Source organism: Rhizobium sp. LCM 4573 (assembly GCF_001854865.1).
GTDB lineage: Bacteria > Pseudomonadota > Alphaproteobacteria > Rhizobiales > Rhizobiaceae > Neorhizobium.
Map to the genome: position 1 here is coordinate 517,458 of NZ_MDDW01000026.1, position 23,092 is coordinate 540,549.

Below are 23,092 nucleotides of genomic sequence, written 5' to 3' on the forward strand. Positions count from 1 at the left end.
TGTTTGGGAGGCTTCTTTCAAGGAAAGGATCCTCCCATGTTTCTGAGAGTAGATAAATTGCAGGTGGATTTACCTGCTCCTGCCAGAGCGGACCCCAATGCGGCCGCTGCACTTCAAGAACTCCTTGGCGGCAAATACGGGGAGATGTCGACGCTCGGAAACTACATGTTTCAGAGTTTCAATTTTAGATCCAAAGAAAAGTTGCGACCTTTCTACAGCCTTGTTGCGAGCATAACCGCCGAAGAACTTGGCCACGTCGAACTGGTCAGCAACGGCGTTGCAATGCTGGCAAATGGCCCAGACGTGCCTGACGGAGATGCGGGCGATGGTGGCGACATCTCCGCTGCCCCTTTCGAGGACATGAAAGATATACGTCTCGCCGCCAGCTTCCTCTCCGGTGGTGGCGGCGCCATGCCGATCAACAGCAATGGAGCCACGTGGAACAACGACTTCATTACAACCACCGGCAACGTCATTCTCGACCTGCTTCATAACTTCCATCTGGAATGTGGCGCCCGGCTACACAAGCTCAGGGTCTACGAAACTTTGTCGGATCCGACCGGCCGCGAGGTCTGCGGTTATCTACTGGTGCGGGGCTCCGTCCATGCCCATTCGTACGCGCTCGCGCTGAAAAAGATAACCGGAGTGGAGATCGAGAAATTCCTGCCCGTCCCCAATATTCCTCTCGCCAATATCCCGGAGTCGCAGAAGTATCTCGACGAGGGATTGCACCGGCGCCTCTATACGTTCAGCCCCGATGACTACAAGGAAATGGCGGGCATCTGGGCCAATGGTGAAGTGGCCCTCCCAGATGATCCGCCCGGCGAACTGGAGGTCGTGGACGGCATGCCGGAAGGCGGTAAAATCCATCAGCTTGTAGGCGTTCCATCCGTTTTTACACCGGATTATGCTCCCGAGGAGATGTTCGAAATCGCCGAGAAACTCTACAAAGCATCACGATGAGTAGCCGTTGGGCGGATAATCGTTGACACCATCCGGCTTCTCCGACAGAAATCACATTGAGCCTGGCGACGCGTATGGTCTTTCAAAAGAATGCGCCAAGCGGTGCTAGGCCCCAAGCTTTTTCACGACGGCGATGATGTAGTTGGGGGTGCCCGCCTTTGCGGAAGCCTCACGAGGCGCATCGACTGGGAAGACCGGTGTAGCTTCGTTCATCGAGCTCACAACCCCGCCAATGGCATGGAATTCCCACGATTCCAGTCTCGTTCGTCCGCTGACTGTGTCGCGGCAGCGTCAGCGGAAGTCGGAATAAGCAAATCGCTAGGAATCCACGACAGCAACTAGCCTGCGATCGATCACACACGCTTCGATGGCGTCGGGGTTCTTGTTGAGCACAGCGATGAGAGTTGCTGTGTCGGGCGGCCGCAAGGTGCATTTGTAGACAGCCCTTGGCCCGAGCTCGTCAATGTCGATATCCGGATCCTGGCGAAGGTCATCCAAAATTTCAGAGGCGTGCTGCAAGCACTCCTCAAATGTGGCGGYGAAATGCAGTTCTTCATCGTCGCYCGAAATGATCTGGCAAGCGTAAACGACAACCTCCATGTGAGACGCCCTCTCATTGCAACTTACTTGATTGCTAGGTCAAATTTACCTCGGCCGCTATCTGTCAAAATTGATGGGTGCAGTGAGTAGGCGAGCACATCCTTTCGCTTGCGGAGCCTCCTGACCTACAGGCATTGATAGAGCGGAGGAGGCTCGGATGAGGCGCGGCCATTGGAATAGGCCAGTCCCATTCAAAGAAGACTGTCGCGGCGGCTATCGGATGATTTCAAGCACTGAAGAAGCGGCTCCCTCGTCGCTATTGATATGGTCTATCGACGAGTGTGACAGATACTGGGACGCCCACAGTTCTGTCCCGCGATGATGGAGGCAGAGCGGTCGGCAGGGATGCCGGACCGCTTTTTCCAAAGCGCCGCAGAAGACGGCGTCGCTGTCTTGTCAATCGCCCATCGGGGACCTTACCGGACGCCGTTGACTCATCCTTGGACTAGAACATGATCGGAGCCGGGATGCCGCGGCGCTCCCTTCAAAATTTATAACCCGCTGCGGCGCGAAGGAGACGTCGTGTCTACGAGACAGCAGGAAAAAGAAGAGGCTCGCAACGCGCTTGAGGAGGTATTGCACGGGGCTGGCGCCCGAGCTTGGACTGCAAAGTTCCCTGCCCGATGGTGAACTGGTGCTATTGCCGAAACGCGAGGAAGCAGGGCCGCCGACAGAGCTTGTAACCGGTCGCCACGGGAGTATGCTACTGACATCGTCTCAGACTGAACAGAGCGCGAATGGCTGAGGGTTTCTACGTGCTCTTGCCCCAATAGGAGGAAGAGCGCATGTCGGCTCCTCGACAATCCACCATCCAGAACAAGCTTCTAAGCATGCTTCCGGCAGACGATTACAACAAAGTCGCGCCCGATCTCACCCATATCCATCTCCCGCATGGCACCAGCCTCGCCAAATCGGGGCAACAGATCGACCACATCTACTTTTTGACGTCAGGGATAGGCTCCGTCGTGGTGACCACGCCCGAGGGACACCGCACTGAGGCAGGTCTGTTCGGTTTCGACGGCTATGTTCCGACCTCGGCGATGGTCGGAACGGAACTSGCTCCGCACGATGTCACGGTGCAGGTGGATGCCGAAGCCTGGCAAATGAAGTACGAGGCGTTCCGCACCTGGATGGACAGCAACAAGAGCTTTTCCAGGATCATGATACGATCTGTTGAAGCTTTTTCGGTGCAGATTGCCTATACGGCGACCTCCAACGCAGTTCATGATGTCAATGAACGCTTGGCGCGATGGCTGCTGATGTGCCACGACCGTTCTACCGGCAACGAAATCCACCTGACACACGACTACATTTCTATCATGCTCGCCGTTCGCCGACCGAGTGTGACAACCTCGCTGCACATTTTAGAAGCCAACGGGTTCATCAAGGCTGATCGGGGCAATATCACAATCCGAAACAGACGAGCTTTGGAGGAGTTTGCTCAAGATGCCTATGGCAAGCCGGAGCAAGAATACCGACGCCTCATGAAAGACCTTTTTTGATCCCAGAGGAGATGGCGAGAGAATTGCTAGACGAGCACCAAGACGATCGGAAAGCAGGCGAAGGTTTGTTGTAGCTTGACCATGAAGGATCATCGCTTCTGCGCCCATCGTTAGCATCAGGGCACTGACCGCTCGGGAGAATAACTGCTCCACCATTCGGGGACGAAGCTATTGCGGACGCGGGACCAAATTATCGGTGATTGGTACGCTGGCGGACATTTCGATAACGGGCCCTGAAAATACGATAAGTAGCATCGAAACCGTCAGTCGACGGACAGTGGGGCTATTAACCGTCAATGCTTAAAGATCATGCTCGTTTGCTTCAAACGATCRACCCCGATGAACTGCGCCTTTTGCAGCGGGTTTTTGATCGTGCCTGTGAAGCGAAGCTCATTCAAAAAGGAAGTGACCTTGCTGTCGACTTGGCGGTCCAGGTCATCAACCTCTACCAGCATGGCGTACAAGAGGAGCACAAGCTTTACTTGTTGGTCACCGGAAACAGCTCGACCACCTGACGTGGGGGTTTATTTTCGGCATCGCTGATATTGACTACACTGCTGATTGTTGAGGAAGTCGTCGGCGCCGTGGCACCTTGCGAAGCCAGTCGCGCCGCCGAAGCTCGCACTTAAAAGACGATCAGCCGGAAAGGGAAAAACAGGTCCAGGCTCACACGAAATGGAGGAAGCCGACAGTAGGTCAAGTGGCGCTCTTCGTGACTTTGGACATCCGCTCCCCTTCGGTCGCCTTCAACTACTCGTGCATTTTCGGCGTGCGGCGCGATGAGTTCGATCTTAAGGCATTAGCTTGTGAGATTTCGCTTAAAAGAGCCTCCGAGCGCGCCAGAAGCTGCACGCGCCAAGCGGCTACCAAAGCCTCATGTGTCGTAATTCCTGTACGAGTACTCAATAGGTCGATCACCTAGCTTAAATCGGCCGCACTTTGCTCCTGAGGTATCACCAGCCTGGCGGTCAATCCCTGCGGATCGCGGTCCTTCAGCTCCAGTTTCCCGTGATGCGACTGCACAATCTCGGCGACGATGGACAACCCCAGACCGAAACCAGTATCTGGACCTCCCCGAGCCGGATTGGCCTTAAAGAATGGCTCGAGTACTCGGGTGCGATGCTCAGCGGGAATCCCCGGGCCATCGTCACTGACATCAATGATGGCTTCACCCGCAGCCGCCCGCAGCTCCACCTGGACGCGCCTTCCGAATTTCGTCGCATTGTCGCACAGATTTGTCACCGCGCGCGTTATGGCAAGTGGCTTGAAGCTTGCGACCAACCGCGAGGGACCGCGATAGGTGATTTCATGCCCCATATCCGCAAACTCATTGCACACCGTTTGCAATATCGAGCCGAGATCGGCACGCTGGAATGCCTCGCTCTGGTGATTGTCCCGTAGATAGCTCAAGCTTTCCTTCAAGAGCCGGTCTATTCGTTCTACATCGGTGAGCAAGGCTTCTCGGACTTCGTTTTCGTTCACTCTCTCGGCGCGAAGCCTCAATCGCGTCAGTGGGGTTCGCAGATCATGGCTTATGCCGCGAAGCATGCGGGTGCGGGCCTCGACCATGGTCGAAATGCGTCGCTGCATCCCGTTGAGAGCCCGCGCAAGCGTCACGATCTCGACGCTGCCGCGCTCCTCGAACGGTGCTGCGCCGAGAGAAATATCCGCCTTCATCGCCGCAGAGGCAATCCGGCGCAGCGGACGGGTGATCGCCCAGACGGCAAACATGGAGAACAGGATGATCAGCGTAACCGTCGCCACTAGGTAGTTCGAGCCAAATCGCAGCGCATCGTTGCGAAGAAAGCTTTCGGGCAGCAGTTCCATGACGAGCAGCGTTTCGTCATCGATCTTTGCGGCGAGGACGCGTTTACCGCCAACGAAGGTTCTCCAGCCTCCGAATGGTATGGGTCGGTCTTCAGGAGGCAGGAGCCGATCGATCACAACCTGGATGAAGGGCTCGTCCGGCGAAGTCGTGGTGAAATCGTCGAAATATGAGAGCGGGCGCAGGACGAAACGCTGCCCACCGCGATTGGCCGCCGCCAGGACCGAGCTTCTCTCCTCGGACGTAGCCGTTGCCAAGACCGAGGCAATCGCAGAAATACGGGCAGACATACCTTCGAGATCAGGCGCGCTATATTCGTCCCGCACCCAGGCTTCCAGGGTCGAACCTATGACGAAGGCAATGATCAGGCAGGCGAAAATGACGGCGGTGATCTGGCCGTGAATGGTCGAGATCAACCGGGATATCCGAAATCCCAAAACGCCTCCTTGGGCTCCATGCCCGGTGGTTGACTTGAACGGCTCCATGGCAGACCCGATCCGACGGAGAATAAGGCGTTCCGCGGAAATCCGAGATTAAGTTTTGTGTCGATCGRCCGCAAATGCCCACAGGAACCGTGCCCCGCCAGGTCTGCCCGCAACAAAGCGTAACACAAAGACACGCCGGCCAGGCTCGGCCCATGGCAGGACGAAGGTGTAGCAAACACGGTCCTAGGCGCGTGCCGACGGCTTCCGTGTCAGATCACTGGAGCACCCATGTCTTTTATCCAATGGACCGATCGGCGACTTCGATCAAGCGCCCTAGGCCTCACCTTCGTGCTCGCCGGCACGGCGTCGAGTGCACTCGCCGCCGACCCGACACTTGCAGGACAGCCCCCGGAACCGCCATTCGATCAGGAGCGGTTCAACAACGAGTATCCGCAACGCAACTGGAGCCTTATCGTGGGCGCCGGCGCAATTTACGAACCGGAATATGAAGGCGGCGACGAGTTTGAAGTCCAGGCCCTACCGTTCATCGTGTTCACCTACGGTGAATGGTTGCAGATCGATCCAAGAGGTCTAACCGTGACCGCGTTCCAGAATGACGGGTTCGCGCTCGCCGCCAAGGTCGGCTACGAAGGCGGGAGGGACGAGGACGACGCGGACCGTCTCGATGGACTGGGCGACATCGACTTCGCCGCAACAATCGGCGCCAAGGCCTCCTATAGCTGGAAAGGCTTCGAGTTCTATGCCAGCGTCGACCAGACGATCGATGGCAGCGAGAGTCTGATCGGAACCTTCGGTGCCGAGTATCAGGCACCCGTCACCGAGCGCCTGATCCTTGGCGCCGGTGTCGAAGCTGTCCTAGCCAACAGCAAGCACATGGAAGCCTATTTCGGTGTGAACGCTGCGCAAGCGGCACGATCCGGTCTCTCCGAATACAAGCCGGACGCTGGTCTCAAGCGCGTCAACGTCTCAGCCTCCGCCACCTATATGCTGAGCGAGAGCTGGTTGATCCGCGGCGAAGCGAGCCTTGGCATCCTGACGGGCGATGCCGCCGACAGCCCGATCGTAGAGGAGAAGCTGCAGCCCTCCACCTCTGTGTTTGTAGGTTACAAGTTCTGAACCGGAAGAATGCGACAACGAGAAAAGCCAGGCAAACACCTGGCTTTTTTTGTTGCAGCGGTCAGCCCTGCTCGACATTAGCGGTGAACATATACCCGCCAAGCCTGACCGTCTGCAGCAGAACCGGGTTTTTCGAATCCGCTTCGATCTTCTGGCGCAGCCGACTGATATGCACGTCGACGCTGCGTTCAATCGGCCCTGCAAGGCCAGTATGGGTGAGCGAAAGTAGCTCCTCGCGGGTGATGACGCGGCCGGGATTGCGGCAGAAGGCAAGCAGCAAGTCGAATTCCGTCGTCGTCAGCGCGACCCGAGCGTGGCTTGGATCGTGCAACTGCCGACGCAGCGGGTCGATCTGCCATCCCTCGAAGCGTAGCTTCCGCTGGGCCGCTGTATTGACCAGCCCGTAGGATGCACGCCTAAGGAGGCTGCGGATGCGGGCCACGACCTCACGGGGGCTGAACGGCTTGGTCACGTAGTCGTCTGCGCCGACTTCCAGTCCAACGATGCGGTCGACCTCCTCCCCGAGCGCCGTCAGGAGAATGATCGGCGTCGTCTCTTGGGAGCGAATCCGCCTGCAGATGCTCAGGCCATCTTCGCCCGGCAACATAACATCCAAAATGATGAGGTCGAACTCGTTGTTGCGTAGCAAGGACTGCATCATGTGACCGTCTTCAGCGACGGTGGGGATCATTCCATTTTCCTGCACCGCGAGCGCGAGAAGTTTGCCGATCTCCGGATCGTCTTCCACGATAAGAATTTTCGCGTTCGCGGAGCCCGATTGCATTTCGTCTTCCTTGCCTCAACTCGCGCATAATGCATGTGATGCAGACTGCAAATGTTTCGCCTTATTAAGATTTGTTGCGAGGATTGGAAAGGCTAGCAGGTCCCTGACCGGCCGTACCGCGCACTCCTAGATCGGCAGGGTCCAGAATACTGGCAAAAGGCCGGCCGACTGGCCGAGTTCGATAAGCTCTACACCAACCCATGCGGCAAGGAAGACTACTCCATCCCTCAAACTGCTAAGGGCCTTCGCCGAGCGAAGGAGCGTATCATCGCATTCCCGCCACAGGGAAAGGTCCGGCCAAAGCTTCGGGGTCGCCCTCCGGTATTCGTGGAAGCGTTGGCCGTAGCGGCTAGCCAGGTAGGCCTCCTCGCCTCGCATGGCCATGTCGAACGCCAGATATGCCGTCAGCGTGATGACGCCGATAAGCAATAGGCTGCCGGTTTGTGCCGCAACTCCGGCGATGCCGATCAGGCTGAAGAAATAGAGCGGATGGCGCGTGATCGAATAGGCGCCATAGGTGACGAGTTCCGAATTCTTGCGGTCGCCGATGTAAAATAGCGACCAACCTCGACCGGCAATCGCGATAAAGATCGCCAGCGTTCCCATGACCTCAAAAATAACCCTCACCAAGGGTGGTGCCGGCGGCGCCGAGGTGACTGCAAGCAGGCATAACGCGAGGCCGCCGGCCCCCCGAAGTGCATTGATACGATAGCGCTGCCGAAACGGAGCCTGGATATTGCCCATGATGCGTTGAAACCTCATCTCGAAGGATCTTATGGTTTCTTGTCACAGCCGAGGCTGGCCTCGCTTAATGATATGTTTCCGCCTGTTAAGACCTGCTGAGAAACATGACAGGGGGATCAATCAGACTGATCCCCCTGTCATCAACGCCGCTCGAGGTTTGCATCCGCCGACTGGAGGAAAGGGCTGAAGAGCCGGCTCAGGCGGTCGCCGAAACCCGACAGAATGAGGTGCAACGAGGGGATCACGACCAGCGACAGTACCGTGGACACGAAAAGTCCACCGATGACGGATATGGCCATCGGAGCCCGAAATTCACCGCCGTCGCCGACGCCAAAAGCAGACGGCAGCATCCCGCCGATCATCGCCAAGGTCGTCATGATGATCGGTCGTGCGCGCTCGAGACACGCCTCCACGATGGCCTCGGTTCTGCCAAGTCCGTGTGTTTCACGCTCGATGGCAAAGTCGACGAGCATGATGGCATTCTTGGTCACGATACCCATCAGCATCAGTATGCCGATCACCACGGGAAGCGATATCGCGTTGCCACTCAGGACAAGGCCAGCCGCCACGCCGCCGATCGACAGCGGAAGGGAAGCGAGGATTGTCCAGGGAGCCAGCACACTCCTAAACAAAAGGATCAGCACGATCAGGACGAGCATGATGCCTGCCCCCATTGCGGCGGCGAAACTCTCGAATACCTCGGCTTCCGTATCGGAGTCCCCGGTGGCCTGTATTCGCACGCCATCCGGCAGGTTCTTCACGCTGTCCAACTGCAGCAATCTTTCCAGTCCCTGCCCCGACGTCAGGCCTCCAGCCATGTCGGCACCGATCTCGATCCGACGCTGGCGGTCGAAGCGGTCGATCGCGGCGACTGTCTCGTCGAAGCCGATCCTGACGACCGCCGAGAGAGGCACCTGCGTCCCATTGGTGGGCGGCAGGGTGAGGGTTTCGAAGATCGGCAATCGGCCCCGCGCTTCACGATCGAGAACAACGCGGATCGGGATCTGCCGGGTGTCTTCAATGAAATTCRCCAGCCGCGAATCCACGTCGCCGATCGTCGAGATGCGCATCGTGCTGGCAATCACCGCGGCAGAAACACCGAGCGTCGACGCCTTGTCGGTGTCCACCGTCATCCTGAGTTCCGGACGCATGGCAAGGTTGTCGCTTGCCGGATCGACGAAGCTCCCTTCGGTAATCATCTCGCGCAGGATATGGTCAGTTGCCTGCTGTACCGCCTCACCGTCGCTGCCTAGCACGGAGAAGGATATGTCACGGCCACCACGGTCGTTGAGAAAGAGCAGACGGACGTCGGGAATATCGGCCAGCGCCGTTTCAAGTTCCGCCTCCAYGGCGAAGGACGACCGATCCCGCTCTGTCTTGTGTTTTAGATCGACATAGACGATGGCATGGCGCACGTCCTGCCGGCCGGTCATGCTCGACCCGGCGCGGACGAGGACGCCTTCGACCTCATCGAAGGTCTTGATCTCTGCAGAAATCTTATCCGTCACCAAGCGGGTTTCATCGAGCTTCGTGCCGGGGGGCAGTTCGACGGTCAATATGAGGCGTCCGGTATCTTCCGCGGGGAGGAACGTGGTCGGCATCGACATCAGCGAAACAACGGCAAGAGCGAACAGGCCGAAGGCGGACATTGTCGTCACGGATTTCCAGCGCAGTGTGGTCCGTAACAAGGTTTCGTAGGCGACTGACAGTCGCCGCTTCCGCTGTTCGGCCGGTGGCCGGCCGGTCATGAAATAGGCGGCCATGATCGGCGTGATCAGCCGCGCGACCAGGAGGGAGAAGAACACCGCAATCGCAACCGTCAGTCCGAACTCGCGGAAATACAGGCCGACGACGCCACTCATTAGGCCGACCGGCGCGAAGATGGCGATGATCGTGGCGGAGATCGCAATGACCGCGAGACCGATCTCGTCCGAAGCATCGAGTGCCGCCCGGTACGCCGATTTCCCCATGTTACGATGGCGCACGACATTCTCGATTTCGACGATGGCATCATCGACGAGGATGCCGGTCACCAGCGTGATGGCGAGCAGGCTGAGAATGTTGAGTGAAAAACCGAGAAGGTCGATCGCGAAGAATGTCGGTATGATGGCGAGCGGCAGGGCGACGGCAGCGACGACGGTTGCCCGCCAGTCGCGCAGGAAGAGGAAGACAACGACGATCGATAGAACAGCACCCTCAAGCAGGGTGTCCATCGCGGAGTGATAGTTGCCGGCCGTATAGGATACGGTGTCGTCGACGAGGCTGAAGCGGAGATCGGAATGGGTTGCTCCCAGTCTTTCGACGGCCTCAGCGACTGTTTCGGCAACCGTGACATCGCTTGCGCCTTGGGAGCGATAAACGGCGAAGCCGACGATATCGGTGCCATTCAGGGTCGCGAAGGTGCGCGGTTCGGCAACCGTATCGCGGACATCCGCGACATCCGCCAGCCGCACGGTATTCTCGCCCGCGAGTGCAAGACGCTGGTCGGCGAGTTCCATCACGGTTCTTGCCGCCGCCGCGGTGGTCAGCACCTGCTCGCCGCCGTCGATGTCGCTTCGCCCGCCGGAGCGATCGAGCTGGGTCTGCATGATCGTCTCGTTCACCGCGCTGACGGAGAGCGACAGCGCCTGCAGCCGGTCGGCGTCGATTTCGATATGGATTTCCCGGTCGGCGCCGCCGATCCTCTCGACGCGACCGACCCCGGCAAGCCCCTGCAGATCACGGGTAACGATGTCGTCGACGAACCAGGAGAGCTCCGCCGCCGTCATGTCCTGGCTGGAAACCGCATAGGTGACGACGGATTGCGCTTCCTCTTCGATCCGCTCGATCACCGGCTCGTCGATCGTGCCCGGCAGGTCGCCTCGGATTCTGGCTACCGCATCCCGCACGTCGTTCATCGYGCGGTCCGGGGAGATGAGGCCCAGCTCGAATTCGACGGTCGTCACCGAGCGTCCTTCGTCAATCGTCGACGAGAGTTCCTTGATGTCAGGCAGGGATGCAATCGCGTTCTCGATCGGCCGTGTGACTTCGGTCTCGAGTTCGACCGGCGCCGCACCCGACTGCTCAACGGTGACCTTGACGGCGGGCGTGACGATGGTCGGGAAATAGGTGATGGGAAGCCGGGAGAAACTGTAGAGCCCGACGACCATCAGCACCACGAAAAGCAGGAGGGACGGCAGGGGATTGCGGATAGCCCAGGCCGAGATGTTACCGTTCTTCACTGTAGCGTTCCCTCGTGATCCGTCGTCTGAAGGTGCGCTGCCATGTTGCCTGCCAAAGGCCGGTCGGACGCGGTGATGACCGGCCGCACCCTCTCCTGCGTCTTGAGGAAGCCGCCGGATTTGAGGACGATCATCTCGCCGTCGCTGACGCCGCCGACGATCTCCACAAAGCCGTCCTGGCGCGCACCGACGGTCACCTTGCGGACGCCCACCACCCCGTCCTTGACGATGAAGACGCTATTTTGACCGCTCGACGTCTTCACCGCACTGCCGGGCAGAAGAATGTTGTTGCGCGAGGATGCGTTGATGCTGCCACGAGCGAAGACGCCGGGACGCAAACCCTGATCGTCGTCGAGTTCGATACGTACCTCGCCGCTTCGCGTCGCCGGGTCGAGCTGCGCCGCACTCAGCCTGAGCGTACCGCCTATCGGCCGGTCGCGGCCGGGCAGCGTGACCACCGCGCGCATGCCTTCCTGAAGGCGCACGAAACTCGTTTCGGTCACCTGGGCGACGAACTCCATCACGGCATCCCTGGCGATGACGAAGAGAGGATCGGCCGAGCCGGACGTCATGGCGCCGATGCGCGCCGTCCGCTTCAAGACCAGTCCGGCCTCGGGTGCCCTGACCGTGCTCCGCTCGATCGTCAACTCGATTTCCTTGCGCTCGCGGGCGACAAGCTCCGCGTCCGCTTCGGCAAGAGCAAGCGACTGTCGAGCAAGGCCGAGTTCTGCAACCGCTCGCGCATGCGCGTTTTGGTGTTCATCAAGGACCTGCTGCGAGACTGCGCCCTTAGGCTGCAGTGCGCGGCTGCGTTCCAGTATCTTTCTGGCTTCGGCTTCGCTCACCAGCGCCACATCGAGCCGGCTGGCTTCCACTGAGACGGCGGTCTTGGCCCTCATGATGCTGACCGAATTCTTGTCAAGCAGCATGCGGGCGACTGTCATATCGAGCACGGCCAGTGCCTCTCCCTTTGCGACATGCTGCCCCACCTCCACCAGTATCTGCTCTATCGCCTGCCCCTGGACGGAGGAGTAAACCTGTACCTCCTCCCTGGCGGCGAGCGACCCTACGACAGGAAGCCGCTCCGTCACGTCGGTCTGTCTGGCAACAACAACCGTGACCGGCATCTGGTCCTGCGCCTGAGCTGCAGCTAGAAAAGCGAACCAAAGGAAAACCACGCCGAATGCCAGGCGTGCATACGATGTTGGTGATTGGGCTATCCCAGCCATAAAACGACCTTCCGCTTGATCTGGAGTTTGCATTCCAGATGACCGGATCAGACCGTAGCGATCGCGCAGTCTATCGGTGTGTCATCGCGTTAAGAAACGTTGCGCCGCCCCTCTTCYATGCCGCCCGCGGTATCATCCGGCCTTCACCCGAACCTCGTATCGGCCGCAGCCTCACATCCTGTTGATCGCTCTCACGGCGATCACACGCGGTTATTATCAGACGGCGGAGCGATCCTCCCTATATTGGCGTCGAACACCGTCCCAGCGAGGTTTCATCCATGTCGAGCGAGCCGCTTTTCGGCGAGGGCCGTATCCATACGCGGGACGATCGTTCCCAAGGGCTCCACCAAGCCTCCTGGCTCGATGGCGCCGTCACCTTCGACCACCGGCACTGGGTCTGCAAGGACGTGGAGCTTTGCTGGAATGCGCCGCGCCATGTGATCGTGCTGACGGAACGTGGGCGTACCGCACGAACGCGCGTCTCATCCGGCAGTACCCTCGTATATGACGGGCAGGACCGGCCGGGCGCCGTGACTTTCGTTCCCGCCGGCGTCGAGCGCCACGGCATCTACCGCGAGGCCGACCTCAACTACTCGGCGGTCTGGATAGACCCTTCGGCGGAGATCCCCGGCATCGACCGGCTGGCGCAAATGCCGACGACAGTGAACGGCAGCGACCCGGTCATGGCCACGCTCCTATCCTCGCTCTGCATGGATCTGGCCGGCGGCATCCGGCCCGATACCGCCTATGTGGAGCATCTGGCCGCTCTCCTTGCCATGCGCATCGCCGTGCTCGACGGAAACGCTCTCTCCGTCAACCGTCCGGCCCCTCTTAGCCGGCCTACACTGGCGCGGGTGGACGAGTTCATCGACGCGCATCTTCAGGGGGACATTTCCCTTCGCGACCTTGCAGTCGCAGCCAACATGCCGGCGGATACGTTCGCGCGTCGTTTCAAGGCGGCGACTGGGATGGCGCCCTATGCATATGTCCTCGAACGGCGCGTCGCCCGTGCCGAGATGCTACTGAAGACGACCTGTTCACCGATTGGCAATCTCGCGCTTGCGCTCGGCTTTTCCAGCCAGAGCCATTTCACCTCGACCTTCCGCCGCCTGAAAGGCACGACGCCAAGAGCCTATCGCGCCGAATTTCTTCCCGGATCGTGACAGTTCCACCGGGATCGTGGAAGAACCGCCCGGCTCGAATTCCCATACTAGGATCGTTCTGAAGGACGGCGAACGCGGCAATCATGCCCTTGTCGCCGAATACGGAGACGATCCGATGACAGATGACAGACAGCCTGGCGTCACCAGGCGAACCGTTCTCGAAACCGGGACCGCAATGGGCTTTTTCCTCGTGACGGGATTGCCCGCGAGGGCCCAGCCGCAGCCGGCGGCGATGGCGGTAACCGCCTCAACTCCGGTAGAGACCGTTCCCCTGACCTTGCGCATCAATGCGCGCGACTTCACCGTCGATCTCGATCCTCGGGCAACGCTGCTCGATACTTTTCGTAACAGCCTCGGGCTGACCGGCTCGAAAAAGGGCTGCGACCACGGCCAGTGTGGCGCCTGCACGGTGCTCGTCAACGGGCGGCGGATCAATTCCTGCCTGACGCTTGCCGTCATGCATGAGGGAGATGAGATCACCACGATCGAAGGTCTGGCCGAGGAAGGCGAGCTGCACCCGATGCAGGCAGCTTTCGTCGAAAGGGACGGCTTCCAGTGCGGCTACTGCACACCCGGCCAGATCTGTTCCGCCGTCGGCATGCTGCAGGAGGCGGCGGCCGGCTGGCCGAGCCATGCCAGCGAGAACGTAGCGGCCGAGACGGTCRAACTGACGGAAACGGAGATCCGTGAGCGCATGAGCGGCAATATCTGCCGGTGCGCCGCCTACCCGAACATTGTCGCGGCAATCCGCGATGTCAGTAAAGAGGCTTGAGGCATGAGATCTTTCACCTATCAGCGGGCAACCAGTCCACAAGAGGCAGCCTCCATAGTTGCCGCCAACCGGGACGCCAAATTCATCGCCGGCGGAACCAACCTCCTCGACCTGATGAAGCTCGGGATCGAGCATCCGTCGCATCTCGTCGACATCAGCCGGCTGCCGCTGGCCGAAATAGAGAACACTCCGGATGGAGGACTAAGGATCGGCGCCGAGGTGCGCAACAGCGATCTCGCCGCCGATCTTCGGGTGCGGACCCGCTATCCGGTGCTGACGCAGGCGCTGCTTGCCGGCGCATCGGCGCAGATCAGGAACAAGGCCTCGACGGCGGGCAACCTTCTGYAGCGCACGCGGTGCTATTTCTTCTACGATCCCAGTATGCCCTGCAACAAGCGTCAGCCGGGCTCCGGTTGCTCCGCGCTTGAAGGCTTCAATCGCATGCACGCCATCCTCGGCACGAGTTCGACCTGCATCGCGGTGCATCCCTCCGATATGGCCGTCGCCATGGCTGCACTGGACGCTCAAATCGAAACCGTCACACCGGAAGGCGAAACGCGGGTTATTCCGATCAGCGATCTTCACAGCCTGCCGGGCGAGACGCCGGACGTGGAAACGGCGCTTCGGCATGGYGAGATGATAACGGCGGTCGTCCTGCCGTCCCCACCGCCCGGCCGACAGATCTACCGCAAGGTGCGCGACAGGGCTTCCTATGCCTTCGCGCTCGTTTCCGTCGCAGCCATAGTCGATGCCGGGGCGGGTCGCGTATCGAGCGCCCGCATCGCGATGGGAGGTATCGCGCCGAAGCCTTGGCGGCTATCCGAGGCCGAGCGGCTGTTGAGCGGAGCGGAACCTTCYGAGGAGACCTTCGAGCGGGTGGGCGAAGCCGACTTCGCTGAGGCAAGAGGCTCGGGCAGCAACGACTTCAAGATAATGCTCGCCAGGCGAACGCTCCGCGCCACGCTTGCCGCCGCAACCCGATCTGCATGAGGGACACCATGTCGGAAAATCCAACGAACGCAACTTACGTAGGCCGGCCCCTCGACCGGGTGGACGGACGGCTGAAGGTCACCGGTGGCGCGACCTATGCGCATGAGCATGTCGAAATTCCCAATACGGTCCACGGCTATATCCTGGGGGCCGCTATCGCGAAGGGCCGCATCGCCAGGATCGACACGGCAGAGGCGGAAAACGCGCCGGGCGTGCTCCATGTGATGACCCATCGCAATGCGCCGGCCCAGCCGGATTTCGGTCCGCCGGTGACCCCGACCGTGCCGGAAGTGTTTACTCGGGCGCGGCCGATGCTTTCTGACGACCGGGTGCGGTTCTATGACGAGCCGGTAGCCCTGATCGTGGCGGAAACCTTCGAGGCGGCAAGGGCAGCGGCTAGCCTCATCCAAATTCGTTACGAGACGGAGCCCGGCCGATACGACATGGAGGCTCACCTCGCCGAGGCCTACGCGCCGCCGCGCACCAATGCGGGCTTCGAGACCGACAGCGCCATCGGCGATTTCGAAGGCGCATTCGCCGCCGCCGAAGTTAAGCTCGACGTCTCCTACACGACGCCCTACCAGCATCACAATCCAATGGAGCCGCACGCGACCACGGCCGTCTGGTCGGGCGATAACCTCACCATCTATACCGGAGCACAAACGATCGCCAATTTCCGTGCCGGCATCGCCAACACGCTTCAACTTCCGCTCGAAAGGGTGCGAATCGTAAGCCCATTCATCGGGGGCGGCTTCGGCGCCAAGCTCATCGTTCATGCCGACACCGTTCTTGCCGCACTGGCAGCGAGGGTCGTGGGGCGGCCGGTCAAGATCGCCCTGACGCGCCAGCAGATGTTCGCCAATGCCGGGCATCGGGCGAAGATGAAGCATGACGTCCGCCTCGGCGCCGACAGGAGCGGCAGGCTCGTCGCCACCTCTCACGATGTCTTCTCGGCGACTTCGGGCTTCGAGGAGTTCTGCGAACAGACCGCCGTCTTCGTGCGCGCGCTTTATGCCTCCGAAACCCGGCGCACGCGCCATCGCCTGATCGGCCTCGACACCAATCGCGGTGAGTGGATGCGTTCGCCGGGCGAGGCGCCGGGCATGCTTGCCTTCGAATGCGCGATCGATGAGATGGCGGAGCAGCTCGGCCTCGACCCGATCGAATTCCGTATCCGCAACGAGCCCACGCGTGACCCGGAACGGGACGTGCCCTTCTCCACCCGCAACCTCGTCGCCTGCATGCAGGAAGGGGCGATGCGCTTCGGCTGGGAAAAGCGCAGCTCTCAGCCGCGCGCCATGCGGGACGGCCGGTTTCTGGTCGGCTACGGGATGGCCGCCGCCATGCGGCCGAACTATATCGGCACGACGCGCGCCAGAGTGCGCCTTAGCGGAAACGGTCAACTCACCGTTCAGGCCGACATGACCGATATCGGTACCGGCACCTATACGATCCTGACGCAGATCGCGGCCGATGCCACCGGCCTGCCACCCTCGGCGATCACGGTCGAACTGGGCGACAGCAATTTTCCCCGCACCGCCGGATCCGGCGGTTCATGGGGGGCTGCAAGTTCCGGCTCGGCGGTTCACAATGCCTGTCTCGTCCTTCGCGACCGGATCGTCGCCGAAGCCCGGCGAGCGGATCCATCCCTCAAAGCTGAAGATGCGATCTTTGCCAATGGCGAAATCCGCTGGGCCGGACGGGGAGAACCGCTCGGTCAACTCGTCGGTCGGCTTGCGCCTTCCGGCATCGAGGCGGAGGGCCAGGTGGAGCGGGGAGACGACTACCGCAATTTCTCCCAGCATTCCTATGGCGCTCATTTCGTGGAAGCCGGCGTCGACATGGACACCGGCGAAATCAGGATACGCCGCATGTTGAGCACGATCGGCGCGGGCCGGATCCTCAATCAGAAGACCGCCCGCTCGCAGGTCATCGGCGGCATGGTCTGGGGCATCGGCGCCGCCTTGATGGAGGAAAGCGTGCTTGATCCGCGCTACGGGCACTTCGTCAACCACGACCTGGCGGAATATCACGTGCCGGTGAATGCGGACGTGCCGTCCCTCGACGTCGTCTTTCTGGAGGAGCATGACGACAAGGCGAACGTGCTCGGCAGCAAGGGCATCGGAGAGCTGGGCGTCTGCGGAACGGGCGCCGCCGTGGCAAACGCGATCTACAACGCGACTGGCGTGCGGGTGCGGGAATTCCCCATCACGCTCGACAAGCTCTTGGCCGGCCTGGCGTGACGGAGAGCCAGATTGGAGACCGCGTTTCGGTTGAACGGGGCGGAGGTGACAGCGGAAGCGGATGATGACACCCCGCTTCTCTATATCCTGCGCAACGACATGGGGCTCAACAGCCCGAAATACGGCTGCGGCCTCGCCCAGTGTGGCTCCTGCAGGGTCATCGTGGATGGGGATGTGGCTCCATCCTGTAGCATCACCCTGGCCTCGGTCGCGGGGAAAACCATCGAGACCCTGGAGGGGATCGGCACGCCCGGGCGATTGCATCCCCTGCAAGAGGCGTTCCTTGCCGAGCAGGCGGCGCAATGCGGGTATTGTACCGCCGGCATGATCATGGCGGCAAAAGCGCTGCTCGATCGGAACCGCGATCCATCCGACAACGAAATCCGTGAGGCGCTGGAGCGCAATCTGTGCCGTTGCGGCACCTATCACCGCATCATCAGAGCCGTCCGCCGGGCCGCGCGCGAGATGGCGCGATGAGTGATCTTTCCCGCCGCGTCTTCATGCTCGGGTCCGGTGCCTTGGCCGTTGCGATCAGCATGCTCGGCAGCGCCCCTGCCCGGGCAAGGCAGTCGCTCAACGAGCGGATCGAAATCCATGCAGACGGTACGATCCGCCTCCGTGTCGGGCGCATCGAGATGGGACAGGGATTTAATTCCGCCATGGCCCAACTGGCGGCGGAGGAACTCGATGTGGATATCGCGCGCATCCGAATCCTGCCGGTCGATACCGCCATCTCACCCAATGAGGGCTTCACCGATTCCAGCGCCTCGATCCGATCGTCCGGCATGGCGGTGCGCCGTGCCGCCGCCGAAGCTCGCGCCATGCTCCTGGGGACAGCGGCCCGGAGGCTATCGGCGCCGCTTTCAACATTGCGCGTGGATGACGGCACCGTCCGTTCAGCCACGGGCAGTATCAGCTACTGGGCATTGGTCGCGGAAGGTTCCCTGGTCACAACCGCCCCTCCTAGATTGAAAGCCACGGCCGACCGTCGCCTGGTCGGCCACGACATGCCCCGTATCGATTTGCCGGCCAAGGTCATGGGCAAGGCCGTCTTCCTCCATGATCTTCGTCTGCCCGGCATGCTGCATGCCCGCGTGCTTCGCCCGCCCAGCTACGAGGCCAGGTTGGCGAGCCTCGACAGCGCTCTCCTCTCCGCCATGCCGGACGTCCGCCTGATCCGCAATGGCAGCTTCCTGGCGGTGGTCGCCGAGTGCGAAGAGGAGGCCGTTCGAGCACTCGAAAGATTGCGGAGCTCGGCGACGTGGCGCGAGAGCGAGACCATGCCGGAACCGGGTGATCTCTACGCCTATCTGAGGCGCGAGGCGAATGTGCCGGAACTCTCGCCTTCCAGTTCACGGGCTCGTCTTTCGGCGACCTACGAAGTGCCTTACCGCATGCATGGCTCCATCGGACCGAGTTGCGCGATCGCCTTTTTCGAGGATGGAAATCTCACGGTATGGAGCCATGCGCAGGGCATGTATCCGCTGCGTTCCTCGCTTGCCGACCTTGTCGATCTGCCCCAGGAGCACATCCGCTGCATCCATATGGAGGGCGCTGGTTGCTACGGCCATAACGGAGCGGATGATGCCGCAGCCGATGCGGCCCTGATCGCCCGCGCCATTCCCGGCCGCGCCATACGCTTGCAATGGATGCGCGAGGACGAACATCTCTGGGAGCCTTATGGCCCGGCGATGGTGGCCCAGGTCTCTGGACGCGTGGAAAACGGGCGTATCCGCGATTGGGGCTACATAGTGGCGAGCCCTGCCCATTCCTCACGACCAGGCGGAGCCACGCGGCTGCTGGCCGCCCGCCATGTCGAACCTCCGATCGCGCCCTCCTTCCTGGCGGGGTTTACCCAATGGGCCGGCGGCGGCAGCTACAATGCCGAGCCCTATTACGATATTCCAGCCCAGGTGGATGTCCGCTTCGTGCGACGCGCACCCTTGCGCTCCTCGGCGTTGCGAGGACTTGGCGCCTTCGCCAATGTCTTTGCGATCGAGAGTTTCATGGACGAGTTGGCGGCGGAAGCCGGGATCGATCCGGTGACGTTCCGGCTTGACCACCTTTCCGATCCTCGGGCTCGGCTTGTCATCGAGACCGTTGCCGACCACTTCGGCTGGTCGAGATTCACCGAACAGGCTGGCCGTGGAAAGGGTTTTGGATTTGCTCGCCTCAACAATTACGGAGCCTATGTCGCGGTTGCCGTGGAGATGGAGCGGGATGCGAACGGCCGATTCGAGATCATCCGCGCGGTGGCGGCGGTCGATTGCGGCGAAGTCGTCAGCCCCGACGGCGTCCGCAACCAGATCGAGGGTGGGATCGTGCAGGCGGCAAGCTGGGTGCTCATGGAAAAGGTCGATTTTGACCGGACCCGCGTCACGAGCGCCGACTGGGATGCCTATCCCATTCTGCGTATCACCGAGGCGCCGGAGGTCGAGGTGAATCTGATCGACCGGCCGGGTCAGCCGCCGCTGGGTGTCGGAGAAGCCGCGCAAGGGCCGGCCGGCGCCGCCGTCGCCAATGCCGCGGCCTCCATTGGGCCACGAATAAGATCGTTGCCGCTCAACCGATGATTCTGACGCTTACTGGTCGATGGCATGCGGTGACGCTGGCCCGTTTTCCTGGTCTACCGAGGCCATGAACGGTCTTGACGCCAGCATGGCGATCAGAACCAGGACGACAATGCTCGCCAGTAGAATGGTGCGCTTGCCCATGTGAATCTCCGCAGGTTGTCTCTGCAAACCCGCAAAGCACCGGGGAGTTCCCGCATCGCCAAACCGGATGGCCGTTCAGATTTTCTCCCATCGCTGCCATATCGGCCGATATGACAGCCAACCCACAATGTACCTCACGACGTAAGCACCTCTTTCACCTTGATTAGATCAGTAAATCAGATACAAATCAGGAATACATCGAGGGAGCACATTTTGAGCAGTCGATTTCTGATGATCACGCCTGAAGACGGCAAAGAGGTGCTCAAATGTCTCGCAGCTCCCGCCCGRCTCTCCATACTGGAGCTGCTGCATGCGAATGGTCCACTCAATGTGAACGATATCGCCGAAAAGCTCGACCTGCCGCAATCCACCACGTCGACGCATCTGAACCAGATGGAAGAGGCCGGGCTGATCCGGACCGAGGTCCAGAAGGCGCGCAAGGGCAGCCAGAAGATCTGCCGTGCCGTCCACGACGAGATCGTCATAAGCTTTTCCAGCCCGAAGGAGACGGCGGACGAGGCAATAGAGGTGGCCATGCCGGTCGGTCTTTACAGCGGGTATGACGTGTTTGCGCCCTGCGGCATGTGCTCGCAGGAGGGCATTATCGGCTATCTCGACAATCCCGATACCTTCCTGGCACCGGACCGCATGAAGGCGGGCCTCCTGTGGTTCACTCGAGGCTATGTGGACTACCAGTTTCCCAACAATGCCAGGATCAAGGGCGCGGAAATCCGGGAACTCGAACTGCTCCTGGAACTGTCGTCGGAAGTGCCCGGAACATCCGACAACTGGCCGTCGGATATCACCATCTCGATCAATGGAAAGTCGGTTGCCACCTGGACTTCGCCCGGCGATTTCGGCGACCGACGCGGCAAGTACACCCCGGATTGGTGGAAGCTGCGCGGCAGCCAATATGGCGTGCTGAAGAGTTTTCGCGTCACGCCGAGCGGCACCTTCATCGACGGCGTGCGGGTTTCCGACACCTGCCTTGGCGATCTGGCCTTACTGGAGCACCGCTCGATCCGGCTGCGCATAGAAGTGCCCGAGACGGCGGAACATCCCGGCGGCATCAACATCTTCGGCCGCGGCTTCGGCAATTACGACCAGGACATCGTCCTGCGCCTGAAGACCTGAACGACATCACGTCCGCAAAATTCCGGCAGCCGGCTTGACGCCCGACCGGACCCGTGTATCTTATCCTTAATTCAGATATATATCTGATATTACGATATACATGGGAGGAATAGAATGCGGGCAGCCGGGACCGTCCACAGCGGTTATGTGGTCAGCACGATCGACGCGCGACTTTACGGCTCGTTCATCGAGCATCTCRGCCGCGCGGTCTACAGCGGCATCTATGAGCCCGATCACCCGACCGCAGACGAGAACGGCATGCGCCGCGACGTCATCGACCTGGTGCGCGAACTGGACGTGCCGATCGTGCGCYATCCCGGCGGCAATTTCGTCTCCGCCTATAACTGGGAAGACGGCATCGGGYCGCGCGAAGAGCGCCCCGTGCGCCTCGATCTCGCCTGGCACAGCTCGGAAAGCAATCATGTGGGCATCCATGAATTCGCCGACTGGGCGAAAGCCGCCGGCACTGAGATGATGCTGGCGGTCAATCTCGGCTCCCGCGGGCTGGACCAGGCGCGGGCCTTCCTCGAATACGTCAATCATCCCGGCGGTAGCTACTGGTCGGACCTGCGGCGTAAGAACGGCCGCGAGGAGCCCTGGGGCGTCAAGATGTGGTGCCTCGGCAACGAAATGGACGGTCCCTGGCAGATCGGCCAGAAGACGGCGGACGAATATGGCCGGCTGGCCTTTGAAACCGCAAAAGCCATGCGGGCCTTCGACAAGTCGGTCGAGCTTGTCGTGTGCGRCTCGTCCTCGCCGAAGATGCCAACCTATCCGGCATGGGAAGCGACTGTGCTCGATTACACCTACGATTCCGTCGACTACATCAGCCTGCACATGTATTTCGACAATCACGCGGGCGACACGGCCGCCTATCTCGCGCAGAACGCACGGCTCGACGATTACATCGCCACCATCGCCGGTGTCATCGCCTTCACCAAAGCGAAGAAGCGCTCGAAGAAGGATGTCTATATCAGCTTCGACGAGTGGAACGTCTGGTATCACTCGCGCGAGCAGGACCGGAAGGTTCTGGAGGGCAAGGACGGCTGGCCGCACGCCCCGGCGCTTCTGGAAGACATCTACAATTTCGAGGACGTGCTGCAGGTCGGCTGCATCCTCAATACCTTCATCCGCCGGTCGGATGTGGTGAAGGTCGGCTGCCTTGCCCAGCTCGTCAACGTGATCGCCCCGATCATGACCGTCCCGGGTGGTCCGGCCTGGCGCCAGACGACCTATTATCCCTACCTCTTCGCCTCGCGGTACGGGCGCGGCAAGGCGCTGCAGCTGGCGCTGGATTGCCCCGGCTATGCGACGGATTTCGCCGACAATGTCGCCTATCTCGACATTTCCGCCGTGGAGACGGAGACGGATGGCGCATTGACCTTCTTCATCGTCAACCGCCACCAAGGCGAAAGCATCGATCTCGACCTCTCGCTGGAAGGCTTCGGTGAGCGGCAGGTGGTGATGGACAAGGTGATCGAAGGGCACGGTCTGCGCGCGACGAACGGTCCTGGAATCCAAGCAGTCGTACCGCGAGACGGCGCCGGAGCCGACGTTTCAGACGGCCGGTTGCGGGCAAGAATTTCGCCTCTCAGCTATCGGATGATCCGGCTCGGCGCCTGACGCGGCCACGGCAGGGAGGAGGA

19 protein-coding genes are annotated in these 23,092 nt (G+C 60.8%); 12 read left to right on the plus strand and 7 right to left on the minus strand.

Annotation, left to right across the window (positions count from 1 at the left end):
* The first annotated feature begins 36 nt into the window (after nt 1-36).
* Nucleotides 37-963 carry a manganese catalase family protein gene (locus LCM4573_RS21540; protein WP_071008440.1) on the plus strand — a complete coding sequence of 309 codons (927 nt, stop codon included), beginning with the start codon at nt 37-39 and terminating at the stop codon, nt 961-963.
* Between the two features lie 318 nt (nt 964-1,281).
* Here the strand turns inward: LCM4573_RS21540 and LCM4573_RS21545 are convergent, their stop codons facing one another.
* Nucleotides 1,282-1,563: a hypothetical protein gene (locus LCM4573_RS21545; protein WP_071008441.1), complete on the minus strand. Its 282-nt coding sequence runs from the start codon at nt 1,561-1,563 to the stop codon at nt 1,282-1,284.
* Between the two features lie 785 nt (nt 1,564-2,348).
* Between LCM4573_RS21545 and LCM4573_RS21550 the strand changes: the two genes are divergently transcribed.
* On the plus strand, nt 2,349-3,065 hold the full coding sequence (locus tag LCM4573_RS21550; protein ID WP_071008442.1) for a Crp/Fnr family transcriptional regulator: 717 nt from the start codon (nt 2,349-2,351) through the stop codon (nt 3,063-3,065).
* Nucleotides 3,066-3,361: 296 nt separating this feature from the next.
* Nucleotides 3,362-3,580 (plus strand): hypothetical protein, encoded by a 219-nt coding sequence (locus LCM4573_RS27980; RefSeq protein ID WP_131819004.1) that lies wholly within the window; start codon nt 3,362-3,364, stop codon nt 3,578-3,580.
* 403 nt (nt 3,581-3,983) lie between these two features.
* Here the strand turns inward: LCM4573_RS27980 and LCM4573_RS21560 are convergent, their stop codons facing one another.
* A complete protein-coding gene (locus tag LCM4573_RS21560; protein WP_244505381.1) occupies nt 3,984-5,306 on the minus strand; it encodes an ATP-binding protein in 1,323 nt (440 codons plus the stop codon).
* A 297-nt stretch (nt 5,307-5,603) separates the two neighbouring features.
* On the opposite strand from LCM4573_RS21560, the gene LCM4573_RS21565 reads away from it, so the two are divergent.
* Nucleotides 5,604-6,452 (plus strand): MipA/OmpV family protein, encoded by an 849-nt coding sequence (locus LCM4573_RS21565; RefSeq protein WP_071008445.1) that lies wholly within the window; start codon nt 5,604-5,606, stop codon nt 6,450-6,452.
* 61 nt (nt 6,453-6,513) lie between these two features.
* On the opposite strand, the gene LCM4573_RS21570 is transcribed toward LCM4573_RS21565, so the two are convergent.
* The 4 genes from LCM4573_RS21570 to LCM4573_RS21585 form a co-directional block, all read right to left on the minus strand.
* The gene (locus tag LCM4573_RS21570) at nt 6,514-7,236 is read right to left on the minus strand and encodes a response regulator transcription factor (RefSeq protein ID WP_071008446.1); all 723 of its coding nucleotides are present in this window, start codon (nt 7,234-7,236) and stop codon (nt 6,514-6,516) included.
* Between the two features lie 126 nt (nt 7,237-7,362).
* Entirely contained in the window at nt 7,363-7,998 is a 636-nt protein-coding gene (locus LCM4573_RS21575; protein ID WP_083347580.1) for an isoprenylcysteine carboxylmethyltransferase family protein, read from the minus strand.
* 122 nt (nt 7,999-8,120) lie between these two features.
* The gene (locus tag LCM4573_RS21580; RefSeq protein ID WP_071008448.1) at nt 8,121-11,201 is read right to left on the minus strand and encodes an efflux RND transporter permease subunit; all 3,081 of its coding nucleotides are present in this window, start codon (nt 11,199-11,201) and stop codon (nt 8,121-8,123) included.
* Entirely contained in the window at nt 11,198-12,328 is a 1,131-nt protein-coding gene (locus LCM4573_RS21585) for an efflux RND transporter periplasmic adaptor subunit (RefSeq protein ID WP_071008449.1), read from the minus strand. Before LCM4573_RS21585 ends, LCM4573_RS21580 begins: the two co-directional genes overlap by 4 nt.
* A 380-nt stretch (nt 12,329-12,708) precedes the next feature.
* Here LCM4573_RS21585 and LCM4573_RS21590 point away from each other — a divergent pair, with 380 nt between their 5' ends.
* From LCM4573_RS21590 to LCM4573_RS21615, 6 genes are all read left to right on the plus strand, one after another.
* Nucleotides 12,709-13,593, plus strand: coding sequence for a helix-turn-helix domain-containing protein (locus LCM4573_RS21590; RefSeq protein ID WP_071008450.1), 885 nt, complete (start codon nt 12,709-12,711; stop codon nt 13,591-13,593).
* A gap of 115 nt (nt 13,594-13,708) precedes the next feature.
* Nucleotides 13,709-14,365, plus strand: coding sequence for a 2Fe-2S iron-sulfur cluster-binding protein (locus tag LCM4573_RS21595; RefSeq protein ID WP_071008543.1), 657 nt, complete (start codon nt 13,709-13,711; stop codon nt 14,363-14,365).
* A gap of 3 nt (nt 14,366-14,368) precedes the next feature.
* Nucleotides 14,369-15,355: a xanthine dehydrogenase family protein subunit M gene (locus LCM4573_RS21600; protein ID WP_071008451.1), complete on the plus strand. Its 987-nt coding sequence runs from the start codon at nt 14,369-14,371 to the stop codon at nt 15,353-15,355.
* A complete protein-coding gene (locus tag LCM4573_RS21605) occupies nt 15,352-17,598 on the plus strand; it encodes a xanthine dehydrogenase family protein molybdopterin-binding subunit (protein ID WP_071008452.1) in 2,247 nt (748 codons plus the stop codon). Before LCM4573_RS21600 ends, LCM4573_RS21605 begins: the two co-directional genes overlap by 4 nt.
* A gap of 12 nt (nt 17,599-17,610) precedes the next feature.
* On the plus strand, nt 17,611-18,075 hold the full coding sequence (locus LCM4573_RS21610; protein WP_071008453.1) for a (2Fe-2S)-binding protein: 465 nt from the start codon (nt 17,611-17,613) through the stop codon (nt 18,073-18,075).
* On the plus strand, nt 18,072-20,171 hold the full coding sequence (locus tag LCM4573_RS21615) for a molybdopterin cofactor-binding domain-containing protein (protein WP_071008454.1): 2,100 nt from the start codon (nt 18,072-18,074) through the stop codon (nt 20,169-20,171). The genes LCM4573_RS21610 and LCM4573_RS21615 overlap by 4 nt, the downstream gene beginning before the upstream one ends.
* Nucleotides 20,172-20,180: 9 nt before the next feature.
* Here LCM4573_RS21615 and LCM4573_RS28825 read toward each other — a convergent pair whose 3' ends face one another.
* Nucleotides 20,181-20,312 carry a hypothetical protein gene (locus tag LCM4573_RS28825; protein ID WP_274534862.1) on the minus strand — a complete coding sequence of 44 codons (132 nt, stop codon included), beginning with the start codon at nt 20,310-20,312 and terminating at the stop codon, nt 20,181-20,183.
* A gap of 213 nt (nt 20,313-20,525) precedes the next feature.
* On the opposite strand from LCM4573_RS28825, the gene LCM4573_RS21620 reads away from it, so the two are divergent.
* Both LCM4573_RS21620 and LCM4573_RS21625 read left to right on the plus strand, forming a co-directional pair.
* The gene (locus tag LCM4573_RS21620) at nt 20,526-21,446 is read left to right on the plus strand and encodes a transcriptional regulator (RefSeq protein WP_071008455.1); all 921 of its coding nucleotides are present in this window, start codon (nt 20,526-20,528) and stop codon (nt 21,444-21,446) included.
* A gap of 114 nt (nt 21,447-21,560) precedes the next feature.
* The gene (locus tag LCM4573_RS21625) at nt 21,561-23,069 is read left to right on the plus strand and encodes an alpha-N-arabinofuranosidase (protein ID WP_071008456.1); all 1,509 of its coding nucleotides are present in this window, start codon (nt 21,561-21,563) and stop codon (nt 23,067-23,069) included.
* The last annotated feature ends 23 nt before the right edge of the window (nt 23,070-23,092 follow it).